Genomic DNA, 15,608 nt, shown 5'->3' with positions numbered 1-15,608 from the left:
CGTGACGGTGACGCCGGGGGTCCGGGGGGCGTCCCCCGGCCCTTGCCGCCGTCACCACGCCGGGGGCATAGCCGATCCGGCCGCGTCCTGCCAGCCCGGCCGCAGGATCGCCACCAGCGCATCCAGCCCTTCGGTCAGCGCCGCAGGACCGGGGGCCAGAATCAGCGGCGACTTCACCTCGTGAATCCGCCCTGCGCGCACCGCCGGCATGTCCTCCCATCCGGGGCGCGCGGCAATGCGCGCAGGCACCACCTTCTTGCCGCACCAGGAGGCCACGATCACCTCGGGCGCCCGCGCCAGCACCGCCTCGGGCGCGACGATCCGGTCGCGCGCGGCCGGGGCGGCGGCAAGATCGGCAAACACATCCTGCCCGCCGGCGATGCCCACCAGTTCCGACACCCAGCCGATGCCGGAAATCAGCGGATCGTCCCATTCCTCGATCCAGACCCGGGGGCGGTGCGCGGGGGCGCTGGCGCGCAAGGCGGCGATGCGCGCCTCATAGCCCGCCGCCAGCGCCTCTGCACGCGGCAGGGCGCCGGTCAGCGCGCCAAGGGTGCGGATCATGCGCAATATCCCGGCCACATCGCGCTGGTTGAAGGCATGCACGGCCACGCCGGCGCGGATCAGCTCGGCCGCGATGTCGGCCTGCAGGTCGCTGAAGGTCAGCACCAGATCGGGCGAGAGGCTCAGGATCTTCGGCACATCGGCACTGGTAAAGGCGCCGACCCGCGGCTTTTCGCGCCGCACCCGCGCCGGGCGCACGGCATAGCCGGTCACACCGACGATTCGCGCCTGCTGCCCCAGCAGATACAGGGTTTCGACCGTTTCCTCGGTCAGGCAGACGATGCGGTCAGCCATCGGGCGCCGCCCTTCGCGCGCGCTCGGCCGCGGCCCAGGCCTGCCAGTCGGCGACACCGGCGGCCACGGCGGCGCGTGCGGCAGCACCCACGGCCTCGCCCAGGGCGGTGTGCAGGCCGGCATGGCGCAAGGGGCCGGCATCGCAGGCCAGCACCACGCAATCGGTGCCGGTGCCGGTGGCGGTGCCGGTGGCCAGCGCCATCCCGGCGGCCATCACCGCGGCAGTGCGCGCCTGCACGGCGATGGTCATCGCCTCCAGCTGTGCGGCCTCGGTCAAGCCGGCGTCCACGACGACCAGCAGGTTGATGGTGCCGTAATCGGCCGGATGCCAGGGCAGCCGGCGGCCGACCGTCTCGGCATTGCTCAGGCCCACGGTCGCCACCGCCTCGGCCCGCAGGCCCTCGACCTCGGCCGCGGCATGGCGCCAGCCGCGCACATCGCGCGAGGTCAAGAGCCCCACCCCGCCCGGCGCCCGCTGCGCCATTTCGGCGGCAAACCAGGCGTCCACGTCGAAATCGAGGCTCAGGTCGGCGTTGCGCACCTCGCGCCACAGCACGCGGTCGGTCATGGTCAGCCCGGCGCCATAGGGCGCCCAGCCGAGCGCGCGCATCGGCCGCGGCAGGCGCACGTCCAGCCAGGGGTGATCCAGCGTCACGGCAATCATCGCGTTACCGCCAGCGGCACCACCACGGGGCCGCCTTCCGCTTCGGCGACATGGGCCCGGATGCCGAAAACCTCGCGCAGGTTCGCCGGCGTCAGCACCGCCATCGGCGGACCGTCGGCCACCACCCGGCCACCCGCCATCAGCACAAGGCGCGTGCAGGACCGGGCCGCAAGGCCCAGATCGTGCACCGAGGCCACCACCCCCCGCCCCGCGCGCGCCAGATCGGCAAAGAGCTGCATCGTGCGGATCTGGCTTTCGGGGTCGAGGCCGGCCACCGGCTCGTCGGCCAGCACCAGCGGGGTCTCCTGCGCCAGAACCCGCGCGATCAGCACCCGCGCGAGTTCGCCCCCCGACAGGCCCAGGGCATCGCGCGCCCGGTGCGCCTGCAGGCCCATGTGCGCCAACGCCCGGTCCACCGCGGCCCGGTCGCCGTCGCGCAGGCGGGCGCCATGCGGCACCCGGCCCAGCGCCACCAGCGTTTCCACCGAAACCGGCCAGGCCACCTCGCGCGATTGCGGCAGAAAGGCCGCCGCCCGCGCCCGCTGCGCCGCCGGCAAGGCCGACAGGCTGGAGCGCCCCTCGTGCGGCAACAGGCCCAGCGCCGCGCGCATGAGCGTGGTCTTGCCTGCCCCGTTCGGGCCGATCAGCCCCACGAACTCGCCCGCCGCGACCGATAGCGACACGCCATCGACCACCGGGCAGGCCCCGCGGCGCACCGTCAGCGCATCGAGCGCAAGCAGCGTCATTCCAGCCCCCGCCGCATCGACCAGATCAGCCGGAAAAAGAACGGCGCCCCGACGATGGCGGTCAGAACGCCCAGCTTCAGGTCGCGGTCGGGCGCAATGACCCGGGTGGCGATATCGGCCGCCAGCACCACCGCCGCCCCGCCCAGCGCCGCCGCCGGCAACAGCGCCGAAGGCCGCGCCCCCACCAGCGGACGCAACAGATGCGGCACCACCAACCCGACAAAGCCCACGGCACCCGCCACCGCGGTGGACGCCCCGACCAGCGCCGCCACCCCCAGCACCACCTGCGCGCGCAGCCGCGGCAACGACACCCCCAGCGCCGCGGCCGCATCCTCGCCCAGCGTCAGCGCATCGAGCCCGCGGCCCGCCCCCGACAGCGCCAGCGCCCCGGCCACGAGGAACGGCGCGGCCAGCGCCACATGCTGCATCGAACGGTCGGCCAGCGACCCCATCATCCAGAACACGATCTCCATCGCGGCAAAGGGGTTGGGCGACAGGTTCAGCACCAGCGACACCAGCGCCCCCGCCAGCGCCGACAACGCCACCCCGGCCAGGATCAGCGCCAGCGCCCCGCCCCGCGGGCCGGCCAGCAGGAACAGCAGCGCCACCGCCAGCCCCGCCCCGGCCAGGGCCGCCAGCGGCAGCGCCAGCGCAAAGGCCGCCGCCGCCCCGGTCTGCAAGGCCAGCACCGCCCCCAGCGCCGCAGCCGGCGACACGCCGATCAACCCCGGCTCGGCCAGCGGGTTGCGCAAATAGCCTTGCAGCGCCGCCCCGGCCAGGCCCAGCGCCGCCCCCACCATCAGCCCCAGCAGCGCGCGGGGCAGACGGATTTCGCGCATCACCAGCACCACGGCATCGCCTTGCCCGGTCACCAGCGCCCGCAGCGATTCGCCCAAGCCCAGCGCGGCCGGCCCGACCAGCAGCGAGGCCGCGAACAGCACCGCCACCAGCACCGCCAGCGCGACCAGCAGCCTCATGGGCCCGCCCCGCGCGTCACGTCCACGGCCGCCCGGATCGCCTGTTGCGCCTCGGCCATGCCGGCCACCGCGCGCAGCACCTGCGGCAGGCCGCACACCCACTCGGCATCCGACACCCGCGCCACCGCCGCCGCCCCCCGCACGGCCGCCAGCGCCGGATGCACCAGCAGCTCCTCCGACCGCGAGGCCCCCGGATAGGGCGCCGAGGTGACCACCAGATCCGGCGCTGCCATCACCAGCCGCTCCAGCGGCAGGATGCCCCCGCCGGTGACCCCCGCCGCAGCGCCGACATTGACAAAGCCCGTGGCCGACAGGATGTCGTCGGCCAGCGTGCCCGCGCCGGTGGTATAGCCGTTGGGGTAATACAGCGCGGCGCTGACCGGCACATCGCTTTCGATCCGCAAGGCGGCCAAAGCGGCCTCGAACCCGGTCGCCATCGCCTCGGCCTGCGCGTCCCGGCCCAGGGCGGCGCCGACGATGCGCAGCTGCGCGCCCACATCGGCGAGACGACTGGCCGGCGGCAGCTCGACCACCGGCACACCCAGCCGCCGCAACAGGTCCACCGTGGCGCGCGCGGTGTAGGTGCCGGCCAGCACCAGATCGGGGCGCATCAGGAACACCTCCTCGGCGCCGCCGCGGTTGGCCGGGTAGGCGCCCGCCTGATCGACCATCACCGAAGACCGCGGGTCCGTGGCCAGATGCGACACCGAAACCAGCTGCCCAGGCGCTGCCAGCAGCATCGCCAGCTGATCGGTGCACAGGTTCACGCTGACCACCCGCGCCGGGGCGGCCGGCGCCGCAGTCCAGGTGCCCAGCGCCAGGCAGGCCGCCAGCGCCGCCCCCCGGACTTGTGCCCTGCCGCGCCGGCCCCGCATGTCAGAAGCTCTTGCGCAGGCCGACCATCACCGACCTGCCCGGCGCGGCATAGCCATCGGAAAGCTGATAGCGACGGTCGAAGATGTTGTTCACCTTCACCCAGGCTTCGGTCCCCGACCCCAGATCCTGCGTCAGGCCGGCATTCACCACCGTATAATCGGGCATGGCTGCAAAGGCAAAGTCGTTCAGCCGGCCCGCAGCATGCTTGAGCCCGACCGAAAGCCGCGTCGCCTCGCCCAGCCGGGCATCCAGCGTCAGGCCCAGGTCATGCCGCGGCACCAGCCCCAGCCGGGCGCCGTTCGGGCGGCGCGCCTCGGTATAGGTATAGGCGGCCGCCAGGGTCAGCCGGTCCGACAGCGGCACCTGCGCCTCCAGCTCCACCCCGCGGCGCTTCGAGGCGCCGGGCAGGTTGGTCATGGTGTTGACCGTGCCGGCCGGACACGGCCAGCCCGGGCACGGCAGATAGGTGATGAGGTTGTCGATATCCAGCGCAAACAGCGTCACGCCCACCATGGCGCCGCCGTCGAAGCGCCGCTCGAGCCCCAGTTCCAGACTGCGGCTTTTCTCGGGCGTCAGCGCCGGGTTGCCCACGAAGAACGACCCGGGGTAGTTCCCGAACCGCTCGTCGATCGAAGGCGCGCGGAACCCGGTCGCCGCCGCCGCGCGCAAGGTGGTCGAGCCGTCCAGCTGGAAGGCCACCGCCAGCCGCCCGGTGGTAAAGCCGCCGAACTGCGAATTTCGGTCGCGCCGCAGGGTGCCCGACACATCCAGCCGGTCAGAGGGGCGCCACAGACCTTGCGCGAAGACGCCGGAGATGCGCGTTTTCTCCTGCCCGGTCGGCAAGGCGGTGTAGCGCGCGGTTTCCAGCATGGTATCGGCGCCGTAAACCAGGGTGAAGCGTTCGGACACCTCGGTCGTGGCCTGCCAGCCGAAGGTGCTGCGCAGCCCGGTAAAGCGGCTCAGCGTGCCGGCTTCGTCCATCAACCGGTTCACGCGATAACGCGTTGCATCGAAGACATGCGTGGTGCGCCCCGCCTGCCATTCGGCAAACAGGCGGGCGCCGGTTTCGGTCCGTCGCTGGGTGTTGGCCGCATCGCCCACCGCCCAGCCGACGAAACCGTCGTAATCCTGCCGCGTCTTCTGATGAAAGGCCGAGGCGCCGATGGCCAGCGTGTCGGTCACCTGATGGCGGGTGGAAAAGCTCAGCCGGCTGATTTCGGCCCCGTCGCGTTCGGTGCCGGCGGCGGCGGCGGAAAACCCGTCGGTCTTCAGATGCGCAAAGCTCAGCGCGGTTTCGCTGCGCGCGGTGCGATGCGTCAGGGTATAGCGCCCCTTGACGGTGCCCCAGGTTCCGGCCTCCAGCTCCACCTCCTGGGCGAAACCGTCGCGCATCGCGGCGCGGGTGGTGATGTTGACCACCCCGCCCACCGCCGAGCCGCCCCACAGCGCCGATTGCGACCCGCGCAGGATTTCAACCCGCCCGATATCGGCTGTCAGCAAGGCGCCGAAATCGAAGGCGGTTTCGGTCTGCGTGGGGTCGGTCACGCGGATGCCGTCCACGAACACGGCGATATAGCGCCGGTCGGCGCCGCGGATGCGTAGGTTGGCGCCGTTGCCCACCGGCCCCTGCTGGCTGAAGCTGACGCCCGGCAGGCGGTCCAGCGCCTCGACCAGGGTGGTCGCGCCGGTCGCGGCCAGATCCTCGGCCGTCACCACCGAGACCGAGGCGCCGGTGCGCCGGGCCTCGGTTTCCAGCCGGTTGGCCGAAACCACGATGTCTTCGAGGTCGATGACCTCGGCACGTGCAGGAAGCGCTGCAAGCGCAAGTGCAAGAAGCGAAATACCAGAAAGCCGCATGGGCCCCATCCTGAAGCGGCCGCGCAGGGCGAGGCGCCCCGGCAGCAGTTGACGACATGTCACGGGAGAAGCCATGGCCCCCCGCCGACGGTGCTTTGCGTCACCATGAGCGGAAAGTCCGCCGCCCTCCGCGCCCCTCGCGCGGTGGACAGGTGATCACCTCGGCAGGTCTCCTGGCTTGCGGGTCGTTGCTCAGGCCGGCCTTCCCGGTGCCGGGGCACCAGTGGCGTCTTGTGGCCGTCGCTCGCCGCACACAGTTGCGGGGGCAGCCGCGGATTTCAACCGCGTTCCCTTTTCATCCGGCCGGGGTTTCCCCCTGCGCGGAACCGAAGTGCCTTCTGCATAGGGCAGTCGGCGCGCGTGTCAAGAGCCGACAGCGCCGGATCAGACCGGCAGCTCCTCCAGCAGCGCGGCCCATTGCGCGCCGTGCATGTCGCGGTCTTCGCGGCTGCCTTGCACCACCGGGCGCGGCAGGCTGAACTTGATGACGCAAAGGTCCGGGATATCGAACCTTTTCACGACCTGAACCGGCGTGTCGTAAAGCTGCGCCACCCGGCCGGTGTCCAGCGCCTGCGCAACGCGGGCAAAGGTTTGCGCATCGCCGCAGAAGATGTCGATGGTCACCCAGAACGGCCCGGCATTCTTGGACCGCACCTTGACCACCTGTTCGCCCAAGGGTCTCATGCGCCCACCTCCGTCACCTCGATGCGAAAGGCCGACATCGGGTCGTCCAACTCCATCACGTGGTTCAGCGCGAATTCGTAAAGCGCGCCGCGGTCGGTGGTGGCCGGCGAATAGGGGAAGGCAAAGGTCGGCAGCTCCTCGCCCTCGGTCAGAGGATAGTGCAGCACGAAGGGGTTGATGAGCTTGCCGATTTCCGCCGCCGTCGCCTGATCGGCCGCGGTCACGATGCCCAGGACGCCGACCTCTGCGGGGTGGCCCGACTTGTTTTCCAGCGGGCCCAGCGCCGCATCCACCCCGATCAGGCGGAAATCGAGGCTGTAGGCCGCCTCGTCCAGCCCCATGCGCCGCGCGATCTCGGACTTGAGAAAACGGGTCAACTTCTGAACCCAAGCCCTTGCGTTTTGGACATAATGCGCGTTTCGCAGCACCGCGAGGATCGTGGTCTGATATCCCGCCACCGCCGCGCCTTCCAGCTTGACCGTGTAGCGCCCGGGCACCCAGACCGAGCCTTCGACCCGCACGCGCCGGGCATCCAGCGCGGTATAGCGCGCGCCGCGCACGTCCAGGTATCCGCCGGGTTCATAAAGCTGGAACGGATCGGAGTTTTCGTAAAGCATGTGCGCCGACACCGAATGGGGCGTGCACAGCGCGGTTTCGGCCATCGCCTCGACCGTAAAGCCGGTGGAGTCGAAATCCACGACGATCACGCCCGAGGTGGGGTTGGTCGAACACAGGGCCCCGCATTCGGCAATCTTGGCGCCATGCCAGGCCGCGCCGGCGTGGTCGCCGCGCGCCAGCGGCAAGGCCGCGATGGTGGCGGTATCGGTGGTGCGCCCGGCAATGACGATATCGGCGCCGGTGGCCAGCGCGGCCTGCATCTGTTCTGCCCCGGCCAGTGCCACGATGTTGGACAGGCCGCGCAGCCGGTCGGCCGAGATTTCGGGCGCCGGCACCAGCGGATGCACCCGGCCTGCCGCCAGCGCCGCCGCCACCCGTTCGGCCGGCTGGCTGGAATAAAGCCGTGCCACGCGCAGGCGCTGCCCCAGTTCGGCGGCAAGCTCGGCGGTGATCTGGAACATCCAGTCCACGGTGGAATCGGTGCCGCAGGTGCCGGCGGTGCCGATCACCAGCGGCACGCCGGCCTCGGCCCGCGCCAGCATCAGGGCGCGCCATTCCGATCTGGTCGCGGCGCGGGAATATTTCGACACCCCCGCCCCCAGGCTGAAGGGCCCACTGTCGGTGGACCCTCCGTCGATGGCAATGATGTCGGGGCGCAGCGCCACCCCGCGCGCCAGGGCCGCCCGGTCGAAGCCAAGGCCCAGAACGCCCGAGGGCACCAGAACGCGGGTCGGCATGTCAGTCCCTTTCGGCAATCGGGTCGGCGGCAGGCAGCGGCGGCTTTTTCAGGAACCGGCGCAGGAACAGCGGTGCAACGAAGCCCGCCACCGCAAAGATCCACAGCCCCACCGAGATCGGCGACGAAAACAGGAAGGTCCAGTCGCCGTCCGAAATCACCATCGCGCGGCGCAGGTTGTCTTCCATCGCGTTGCCCAGCAGGATGCCCAGGATCACCGGCACCGTCGGGATGTCGAGCTTGCGGAAGACATAGCCCATCACCCCGAAGCCCACCATCATCAGCATGTCGAAGCTGGACCCGGTGAGAGAGAAGATGCCGACGAAGGCCACCATCGTTACCCCCGGCAACAGCACCCAGGACGGCACCGACAGGATGCGCACGAACACCTTGACCAGCGGCACGTTCATCACCAGCAGCACGATGTTGGCGATCAGCAGCGATGCGATCAGCCCCCAGACGATATCGGGCTTTTCGGCAAACAGCAGCGGCCCCGGCGTGATGTTCAGCGTCAGCAGCAGCGCCAGCAGAACGGCCGTGGTCCCCGAACCGGGCACGCCCAGCGTCAGCATCGGGATCAGCGCCCCCCCGGCGGCGGCGTTGTTGCCCGCCTCGGGTGCGGCCACGCCGCGCGGATTGCCCTTGCCGAAGGTGTCCTTGTCGCGCGAACCGGCCTTTTCGGCCATGTAGGCCAGGAAGCTGCCCAGCGATGCCCCCGCCCCCGGCAGGATCCCGGCCACAAAGCCGATGCCCGTGCCGCGCGCCATCGCCCAGCGGGTGGACCACAGCATTTTCCAGTTCACCGCGATCCGGCCCAGCCTCACGCCGATGGCGCTGTCCTTGCCGTGCGATTCGAGGAACAGGAAGATTTCCGACACCGCGAACAGCCCGACGATGGCCACCAGGAAATCGACCCCGTCCATCAGGTGCAATTCGCCAAAGGTAAAGCGCGGCATGCCGGTGGTCTTGTCCAGCCCGACCATGGCAATCGCCAGCCCGATGGCCGCGGCCAGCGCCGCCTTGGCCTGGTTCTTGCTGCCGACACCGCCCAGGGTGCAGAAAGCCAGCATGTACAGCGCAAAGTATTCGGCCGGGCCGAAGTGGAACGCCACCCGCGCCAGCAGCGGCGCCAGGAACATCAGCCCGATGGTGGCCAGCAGCGCGCCACAGAACGACGCAAAGCCCGAAATCACCAGCGCATCCACCGCCTTGCCTTGCCGCGCCATCGGGTAGCCGTCCAGCGTGGTCATCATGGCCGGCTCGTCGCCCGGGATGTTGAGCAGGATCGAGCTGATCCGCCCGCCATACATGGCGCCGTAGTAAACCGATGTCAGCAGCACCAGCGCCGACATGGCATCGAGCCCCATCGAAAACGAAATCGGAATCAGCAGCGCCACCCCGTTCGACGGGCCCAGGCCCGGCAGCGCGCCGATGATGGTGCCGACAAAGCAGCCGACGACCGCAAGGAACAGGGTCCAGGGCGACAGCGCCACCGAAAAACCCAGCGCCAGGTTGGAAAGCACGTCCATCACCGTCTCCTCAACCGCCGAAGGCGTTCGGCCAGGGATGCAGCCCCAGCCCCAGCACCAGCTTGAACAGGCCATAAAGCCCCAGGCCCAGCCCCAGCCCGGCCAGCGCCGCCGGCACCGCCCGGGGCGAGATGAGGTAGCTCAGCACACCCGAGGCGACGATCGTGGGCAGGATGAAGCCCAGCGGGCGGACCGTCTGGGCATAGGCCACCAGCACCACCAGCGCGAGCAGCATCTTCAGCGCCATACCCGGCCCGGGCCATTCGACCTCGGGATCGGGCTTCACCACCAGAAACAGCGCACACAGCAGCACCACGGACCCGATGATGTAGGGAAAGATCCTCGGCCCCACGGGGTCGGAAATGAAGCTGGTCTGGATGGTCGCGGCGCTGAGGAGATACCCCAGCGCCAGCACCATCAGGACCGCGCCCAGAATGCGGTCCCCCCGGATCATTGGATGATGCCGATCTCTTTGGAGATCGCCTGGATTTCGGCGATGTTGGCCGCCACCCAGGCCTCGAACTCGGCGCCGATCAGGGTATAGGGGGCAAGGCCGTTGTCGGCCATAACCTGTTTCCACTGGTCGGATTCGGCCACCTTCTTCAGCGCCTCGGCCCAGCGGTCGAAGGCCGCGTCGGAAATGCCCTTGGGCACGTAAAGCCCGCGCCAGTTCATCGCCACCAGGTCGACGCCCTGTTCCTTCGCGGTCGGGATGTCGTCGAAGCCGGCGACCCGGTTTTCCGACAGCACCGCCAGCGCGCGCACATCGCCCGACCGCAGGAAGCCCTGGATTTCGGAAATGTCGCCGGTCATCGCCTGGGCAAAGCCGCCCACCGTCTGGGTGATCGCATCGGCGCCGCCGTCGAGGCCGATATACTTGACCTTGCGCGCATCGTTAAAGCCCGCGCGCGACAGCAGCATCAGCACCTTCAGGTGGTCGAAGCCGCCCACCGCCGAGCCGCCGGCGAACACCACCTTGCCCGGGTCGGCCTTCACGGCGTCGATCAGGTCGTTGATGGTCTTGAACGGGCTGTCCTTGGCCACCACGATCACGCCCGGATCGCCGCCGATGGTGCCCAGCCAGCGCACCTGATCCGCCGTCATGCCAGCATAGGCGTTTTGCGCAAGCCGGGTGGTGGTCGCCGACGAGGCGGCAACGATCAGGTTTTCATCCTTGCCGCGTTCGCTGACGACATGGGTAAAGGCCACGCCGCCGCCGGCGCCGGCCATGTTGGTCACCTGCACCAGGTCTTTCTCGACCCCGATTTCCTGCAGGATGCGGCCGATCTGGCGGCAGGTGAAATCCCAGCCGCCGCCGGGGTTGGCGGGGGCGATGCATTCGGCGGCCATCACCGAACCGGACATCAGGAACGTCGCAACCAGCGACAGGGCAAGCTTTTTCATGGGTTTCCTCCCGTTTCCATTCGCCGGGGCCGCGATTCGACCTGCGTTCCCCTTGCAAGCGGCAGGATTCGGGGGGAAACCTGACACAAACCTGTCACAGCCCGGAAAAGCGGCACGTGCGCATCCTGCTGATCGAAGACAATGCGGATCTGGCCCGGTCGGTGCTCGACCGGCTGGCGCTCGATGGCCATGCAGTCGATCATGCCGCCAGCCTTGCCAGCGCGGCCGATTGCCTGGCAGGGGCGGCCTACGACCTCATCCTGCTCGACATCACCCTGCCCGATGGCGACGGGCGCGCGTTCCTGGCGCGCCAGCGCGCGCTTGGCGCCGATACCCCGGTGATCGTGATGACGGCGCGTTCGGCGGTGTCGGACCGAGTCGGCACGCTGGACATGGGCGCGGACGACTATGTGACCAAGCCTTTCGATTTTGCCGAACTCGAGGCCCGGGTGCGTGCGGTGCTGCGCCGCCGCGGCGGGGCGGCGGCCAACCTGCGCCGCTATGCCGACCTTGTGTTCGACCCCCAGGCCGCCGCGGTGACCGTGGCCGGCGAGCTGCGCGAGTTGCGCAGCCGCGAGTTGCGCCTGTTCGAGGTGTTCCTGTCCGCGCCCGGACGGGTGCTTAGCAAGGATCAGTTGAACGACCGGCTGTTTTCCTATGCCGAGCCGGTCAGCGATAACGCGATCGAGGTCTATGTGGCGCGGCTGCGCAAGAAGCTGGCCGGGTCGGCGGCGCGGATCGAAACCGTGCATGGCCTCGGCTACCGGCTGACCGGCGGATGAAAAGGCCGCGCCGCCCTGCCCCTTCGCTGCGCCGCCGGCTGGTGATGCAGCTGCTGGCGCTGGCGGCCGTGGCGGCGCTGGCGCTGTATGTGGCGGTGCGCACCAGTTCCGAACGCGCCTCCGAGGCCACGCTGGACGCCATCCTCGGGGCCGCCACGCTGGCCATGGCCGAGGGCCTGCGCCCCGTCGAAGGCGGGGCCGAGGCCAATATCGACCCGGGCACCTTTTCCATGCTGGCGGCCACGGGGGACGAACGGCTGTTCTACCGCGTGCTGATCGGGGGCCAGACGGTCACGGGATACGACGATCTGCCCTTGCCGCCGGCGTTGCGGTCGGAACCGACCCCGGCCTTTTACGCGGCACCTTACCGCGATGCGCGCCTGCGCCTGGCCGCCGTGGGGCGCAGCCTGATGATCGAAGGCCGCGCCACGCCGGTTCTGGTCGTGCTGGGCCAGACGCGCGACGGGCAGGCGGCCATCGCCTCGGCGCTTGCCAACCGGGCCGCGGCGGTGGGGCTTGCGATCTTTCTGGTGGCGGTGCCCTTGTCGCTGCTGGCGGCCGGCCGGGTGCTGCGCCCGATCGAGGCATTGGCCGGCGCCGTCGCCGCGCGGGGCCCGCGCGACCTGCGCCCGGTACGCCACCCCGCCCCGCAAGAGCTTGCGCCGCTGATGGAGGCGCTGAACGGCCTGATCGCCCGGCTCAAGTTCACGCTGGACCAGACCGAGACCTTTCTGGCCGAAGCCGCGCATCACATCCGCACCCCGCTGGCCACCTTGCGGTCAGAGGCCGACGTGGCCATGCGCCTTGCGCCGGACGATGCCTTGCGCGGCCGGCTGCACGGCATGATCCGCGCCGTAGACGAAAGCGCGCGTTCGGCCGGGCAGCTGCTGGACCATGCCACGGTGCTCTACCGCGCCGATCAGCAGGCGGCCACGCCGGTGGACCTGCGCGCGCTGGTGCAGGCGCAGGTCGAGCGGTTTCGCCCCACGGCCGACCTGCGCGACATCGCGCTTGCGCTCGAGGACCGGGCGCCCGCGCCCTTTGCCACCCGCGGCGATGCCGTGCTGATCGAGGCGGCGCTGCGCAACCTGCTGGACAACGCGCTGAAGTATTCGCCCGGCGACAGCCGCGTGACGGTGCGGCTGTCGGCCGCCGGCCCGATGGCCAGCATCGCCGTGCTGGACCGCGGCCCGGGGCTGCAAGGCGCCGATCCCGCCGCGCTGATCGCCCGGTTCCAGCGCGGGCCGGGGGTGGCCGGTATCGTCGGCTCGGGCCTCGGGCTGACCATCGTGGCCGAGGTCGCAGCGGCCACCGGCGGCGCCTTTCACCTGACCGACCGCGAAGGAGGCGGCGCATGCGCCACGCTCTTGTTGCCCTGGGGATGATGCTGCTGGCGGCGTTGCCCGCCGCCGCCTTCGACATCGAGGAGGACCACCGCTTCGGCCCCGCGGGCACGGCCCGGGTCGTATCGGTGCTGTCCACCACCGACACAGCCGTGTTCCGCCCGCTGATCGAAGGGTTCCTGGCCCGCAGCCCCGGTCTGGCGCTGCGCTATACCGTGACGTCCAGCAACGAGGTCTACCGTGCCGTGGCCGAGGAAGCCGCGCCTTACGACCTCGTGATCTCCTCGGCGATGGATCTGCAGATGAAGCTGGCCAACGACGGGCTGGCCCGGGCCGTGCCCGGCGCGGGTGCGGCGGCCGGCCTGCCGCCCTGGGCCTTCTGGCGCGATCAGGTGTTCGCGGTGGCGCAGGAACCCGTGGTGCTGGTGCTGCACCGCGATGCGCTGGCCGGCGGCCTGCCCTTGCCGCGCACCCGGCGCGATCTGGTGACATTGCTGCGCGAACATCCCGACCGTTTCCGCGGCCGGATCGGCACCTACGATCCGAAAACCTCGGGCGCGGGGTTCCTGTTCGCCACGCAGGAGGCGCGGCAGTCCGATGCCTTCTGGCGCCTGGCCGAGGTGATGGGCCGGCTGGATGCGCGGCTTTATTGCTGCACTTCGGACATGCTGGCCGATCTGGTCGCCGGGAGGCTGCTGGTTGCGCACAACGTGCTGGGCAGCTACGCCGCCGGCGGTCTGGCCGGCAGCGAAGCCTTGCTGACGGTGGAGCCCGAGGATTTCACGCTGATGCTGCTGCGCAGCGCGCTGGTGCCGGTGCAGGCGCCCGCCCCGGCACTGGGGGCCGAGTTCCTGCGCTTTCTGCTGTCGGCCGAGGGGCGGCAGCTGTTTGCCCAGGCCGCCCGCCTGCCGCCGGTGGACCCGTCGGCCTTTGCCCGCGCCACGCACCTGCGCCCGATCCGGCTGGACCCGGGCCTGCTGGCACCGCAGGACCGCATGATGCGCCGCCAGTTCCTGGAGGAGTGGAACGCCGCCCTCGTGCAGCCGTGACGGCCGCCCCGGGCTCGGCCCTGCGCCCCGGGCCGCGATGCGCCGGCCGCTCAGGTGGCCGCGTTCAGGCACCAGGCCAGGGCCGCCTCGGTTTGCGATGGCACGGGTTCGGCCAGACCTTCGGCAAACCGCGCAAAGGCATCGGACTGTTCCGGGGCAACCGAGGTCAGCACCGGGATGCCCGCCGCCAGCGCCTCGGCGATCAGGGTGCGAAAGCCGCGGCCTTCGGCCTCCTGCTTGCCGAACTTGTTGACGATCACCACATCGGCGCCCTCGGCCGCCAGCCGCGCCAGCCCGGCGGCCACGGCCCTTTCGAGCCCGTCGGGGTCCAGCCGGCACCTGCTGGCCCCTGCCCCCAGCCGCTGACTGATCCCCACCACCTCGCCCGCCGGCAAAAGCCGCAGCCGCATCTCGCCCGAAGGATCGGCGGGTTCCTGCAGCGCCCCCACCACGCGCAAGCCGCGCGCCTGCAAGGCCCGGGTCACCTCCGACAGGATCGGCTCGCCCGCCCCGCGGGCCGTCGCCGCCAATACGCCCAGCATCCCGCCCTCCCTCGCAGCACCTGCCGGGTATAGACCGCCGCCTTGCGCGCCGGAAGGGGGACAGAGGGGTTGCGGCAAGCCCGCCCCTGCGCAAGAACACAAGTCGAGGGTGCAATACGCGGCACGGCCGCAAGGAGGCCGGATGATCGTCGGGCTGGTGCTGAACGGCGGCCGCGCGACCCGCATGGGCGGCGGCGACAAGGGATTGCGGCGGCTGGCCGGGCAACCGCTGATCGCCCATGCCATCGGCCGGCTGGCACCGCAGGTGGCGGCGCTGGCGGTGAACGGGGGCGCGGAGCTGGCCAGCCTCGGGCTGCCGGTGCTGGCCGACAACGTGCCGGGGCAACCCGGGCCTCTGGCGGGGGTGCTGGCCGGCATGGACTGGGCGGCGACGCTCGGGGCGGACCGGCTGGTCACGGTGGCAGCCGACACGCCGTTCCTGCCGGCCGATCTGGTCGCGCGCCTGGCCAAGGCGGGCGGGCTGGCGATGGCGGCCTCGGGCGACCCGTTGCAGGTGCACCCGGTCTGCGCGCTCTGGCCGGTGGCCTTTCGCAACGACCTGCGCGCGCACCTGGGCGCCGGGTTGCGCCGGGTGCAGGCCTGGGCGGCAGGCCACGGCGCGGCGGTGGTGGCGTTCCCGCGCGATGCAGCCGGGGTGGACCCGTTCTTCAACATCAACACCCCCGAAGACCTCGCCCGCGCCGAGGCGCTGCTGGCCGCGGCCCGCCCATGAAGGTCGATCGCGTCGCCATGCTCGACTGGTCTTCGGCCCGCGGCCCGAAACGCGGCAAGGATTCCATCTGGCTGGGGCTGGCCGGCGATGGCGCGCGCCCGCCGGTCAACCTGCCGACCCGCGCTGCGGCGCAGGGCGCGCTGCAGGCGCTGCTGGCCTTGCCCGGTCGCACGCTGCTGGGCATCGACATCGGGTTCGCCTGGCCGGCGG

Annotated in this window: 16 protein-coding genes, 1 pseudogene and 1 riboswitch; of the genes and pseudogenes, 5 read left to right on the top strand and 12 right to left on the bottom strand. The window is 70.9% G+C overall.

All coding sequences use genetic code 11. From position 1 onward, the window contains the following. Nucleotides 1-51: 51 nt before the first annotated feature. The 11 genes from ACK4S2_RS07615 to ACK4S2_RS07565 all read right to left on the bottom strand — a co-directional run bounded on the left by ACK4S2_RS07615 (nt 52) and on the right by ACK4S2_RS07565 (nt 10,949). Nucleotides 52-858: a cobalamin-binding protein gene (locus ACK4S2_RS07615; RefSeq protein WP_409622429.1), complete on the bottom strand. Its 807-nt coding sequence runs from the start codon at nt 856-858 to the stop codon at nt 52-54. Further along, the gene (locus ACK4S2_RS07610) at nt 851-1,522 is read right to left on the bottom strand and encodes an adenosylcobinamide amidohydrolase (protein WP_409622426.1); all 672 of its coding nucleotides are present in this window, start codon (nt 1,520-1,522) and stop codon (nt 851-853) included. The genes ACK4S2_RS07615 and ACK4S2_RS07610 overlap by 8 nt, the downstream gene beginning before the upstream one ends. Then, nucleotides 1,519-2,268 (bottom strand): ABC transporter ATP-binding protein, encoded by a 750-nt coding sequence (locus ACK4S2_RS07605; protein ID WP_409622423.1) that lies wholly within the window; start codon nt 2,266-2,268, stop codon nt 1,519-1,521. The genes ACK4S2_RS07610 and ACK4S2_RS07605 overlap by 4 nt, the downstream gene beginning before the upstream one ends. Beyond that, nucleotides 2,265-3,245, bottom strand: coding sequence for a FecCD family ABC transporter permease (locus tag ACK4S2_RS07600; protein ID WP_409622420.1), 981 nt, complete (start codon nt 3,243-3,245; stop codon nt 2,265-2,267). Before ACK4S2_RS07600 ends, ACK4S2_RS07605 begins: the two co-directional genes overlap by 4 nt. Beyond that, nucleotides 3,242-4,120, bottom strand: a complete 879-nt coding sequence (locus ACK4S2_RS07595; RefSeq protein WP_409622417.1) for an ABC transporter substrate-binding protein — start codon at nt 4,118-4,120, stop codon at nt 3,242-3,244. The genes ACK4S2_RS07600 and ACK4S2_RS07595 overlap by 4 nt, the downstream gene beginning before the upstream one ends. Nucleotide 4,121: 1 nt before the next feature. Beyond that, complete coding sequence (locus tag ACK4S2_RS07590; RefSeq protein ID WP_409622414.1) at nt 4,122-5,978, bottom strand: TonB-dependent receptor plug domain-containing protein; 1,857 nt, start codon at nt 5,976-5,978, stop codon at nt 4,122-4,124. Nucleotides 5,979-6,123: 145 nt separating this feature from the next. Continuing rightward, a riboswitch (cobalamin riboswitch) is annotated at nt 6,124-6,324 on the bottom strand. 38 nt (nt 6,325-6,362) lie between these two features. Next, nucleotides 6,363-6,662, bottom strand: a complete 300-nt coding sequence (locus ACK4S2_RS07585) for a DUF4387 family protein (protein ID WP_409622411.1) — start codon at nt 6,660-6,662, stop codon at nt 6,363-6,365. After that, nucleotides 6,659-8,017 carry an acyclic terpene utilization AtuA family protein gene (locus ACK4S2_RS07580; protein ID WP_409622408.1) on the bottom strand — a complete coding sequence of 453 codons (1,359 nt, stop codon included), beginning with the start codon at nt 8,015-8,017 and terminating at the stop codon, nt 6,659-6,661. The genes ACK4S2_RS07585 and ACK4S2_RS07580 overlap by 4 nt, the downstream gene beginning before the upstream one ends. A gap of 1 nt (nt 8,018) precedes the next feature. Next, on the bottom strand, nt 8,019-9,545 hold the full coding sequence (locus ACK4S2_RS07575; RefSeq protein WP_409622405.1) for a tripartite tricarboxylate transporter permease: 1,527 nt from the start codon (nt 9,543-9,545) through the stop codon (nt 8,019-8,021). Nucleotides 9,546-9,555: 10 nt separating this feature from the next. After that, nucleotides 9,556-9,999 (bottom strand): tripartite tricarboxylate transporter TctB family protein, encoded by a 444-nt coding sequence (locus ACK4S2_RS07570; RefSeq protein WP_409622402.1) that lies wholly within the window; start codon nt 9,997-9,999, stop codon nt 9,556-9,558. Beyond that, nucleotides 9,996-10,949 carry a Bug family tripartite tricarboxylate transporter substrate binding protein gene (locus tag ACK4S2_RS07565; protein ID WP_409622399.1) on the bottom strand — a complete coding sequence of 318 codons (954 nt, stop codon included), beginning with the start codon at nt 10,947-10,949 and terminating at the stop codon, nt 9,996-9,998. The genes ACK4S2_RS07570 and ACK4S2_RS07565 overlap by 4 nt, the downstream gene beginning before the upstream one ends. Before the next feature lie 116 nt (nt 10,950-11,065). Here ACK4S2_RS07565 and ACK4S2_RS07560 point away from each other — a divergent pair, with 116 nt between their 5' ends. Genes ACK4S2_RS07560 through ACK4S2_RS07550 form a run of 3 tightly spaced genes read left to right on the top strand, consistent with a single transcriptional unit; the run spans nt 11,066 to nt 14,123 of the window. Next, on the top strand, nt 11,066-11,731 hold the full coding sequence (locus tag ACK4S2_RS07560; protein ID WP_409622396.1) for a response regulator transcription factor: 666 nt from the start codon (nt 11,066-11,068) through the stop codon (nt 11,729-11,731). Continuing rightward, nucleotides 11,728-13,116, top strand: coding sequence for a sensor histidine kinase N-terminal domain-containing protein (locus ACK4S2_RS07555; RefSeq protein ID WP_409622393.1), 1,389 nt, complete (start codon nt 11,728-11,730; stop codon nt 13,114-13,116). The genes ACK4S2_RS07560 and ACK4S2_RS07555 overlap by 4 nt, the downstream gene beginning before the upstream one ends. Next, nucleotides 13,086-14,123 carry an ABC transporter substrate-binding protein gene (locus ACK4S2_RS07550; RefSeq protein WP_409622390.1) on the top strand — a complete coding sequence of 346 codons (1,038 nt, stop codon included), beginning with the start codon at nt 13,086-13,088 and terminating at the stop codon, nt 14,121-14,123. The genes ACK4S2_RS07555 and ACK4S2_RS07550 overlap by 31 nt, the downstream gene beginning before the upstream one ends. Before the next feature lie 50 nt (nt 14,124-14,173). On the opposite strand, the gene ACK4S2_RS07545 is transcribed toward ACK4S2_RS07550, so the two are convergent. After that, nucleotides 14,174-14,665, bottom strand: coding sequence for a DUF2478 domain-containing protein (locus ACK4S2_RS07545; RefSeq protein WP_409622387.1), 492 nt, complete (start codon nt 14,663-14,665; stop codon nt 14,174-14,176). Nucleotides 14,666-14,807: 142 nt separating this feature from the next. Between ACK4S2_RS07545 and mobA the strand changes: the two genes are divergently transcribed. Further along, a complete protein-coding gene (mobA, locus tag ACK4S2_RS07540) occupies nt 14,808-15,398 on the top strand; it encodes a molybdenum cofactor guanylyltransferase MobA (RefSeq protein ID WP_409622384.1) in 591 nt (196 codons plus the stop codon). Continuing rightward, nucleotides 15,395-15,608 (top strand): annotated as a pseudogene (locus ACK4S2_RS07535) (molybdopterin molybdenumtransferase MoeA); the annotation flags it as partial. The gene mobA and the pseudogene ACK4S2_RS07535, both read left to right, overlap by 4 nt.

The sequence above is a fragment of the Gemmobacter sp. genome (genome assembly GCF_046292685.1).
Taxonomy (GTDB): domain Bacteria; phylum Pseudomonadota; class Alphaproteobacteria; order Rhodobacterales; family Rhodobacteraceae; genus Wagnerdoeblera.
Note: the sequence above shows the minus strand (reverse complement) of the source record. Positions and strands in the feature narration are given on the sequence as shown.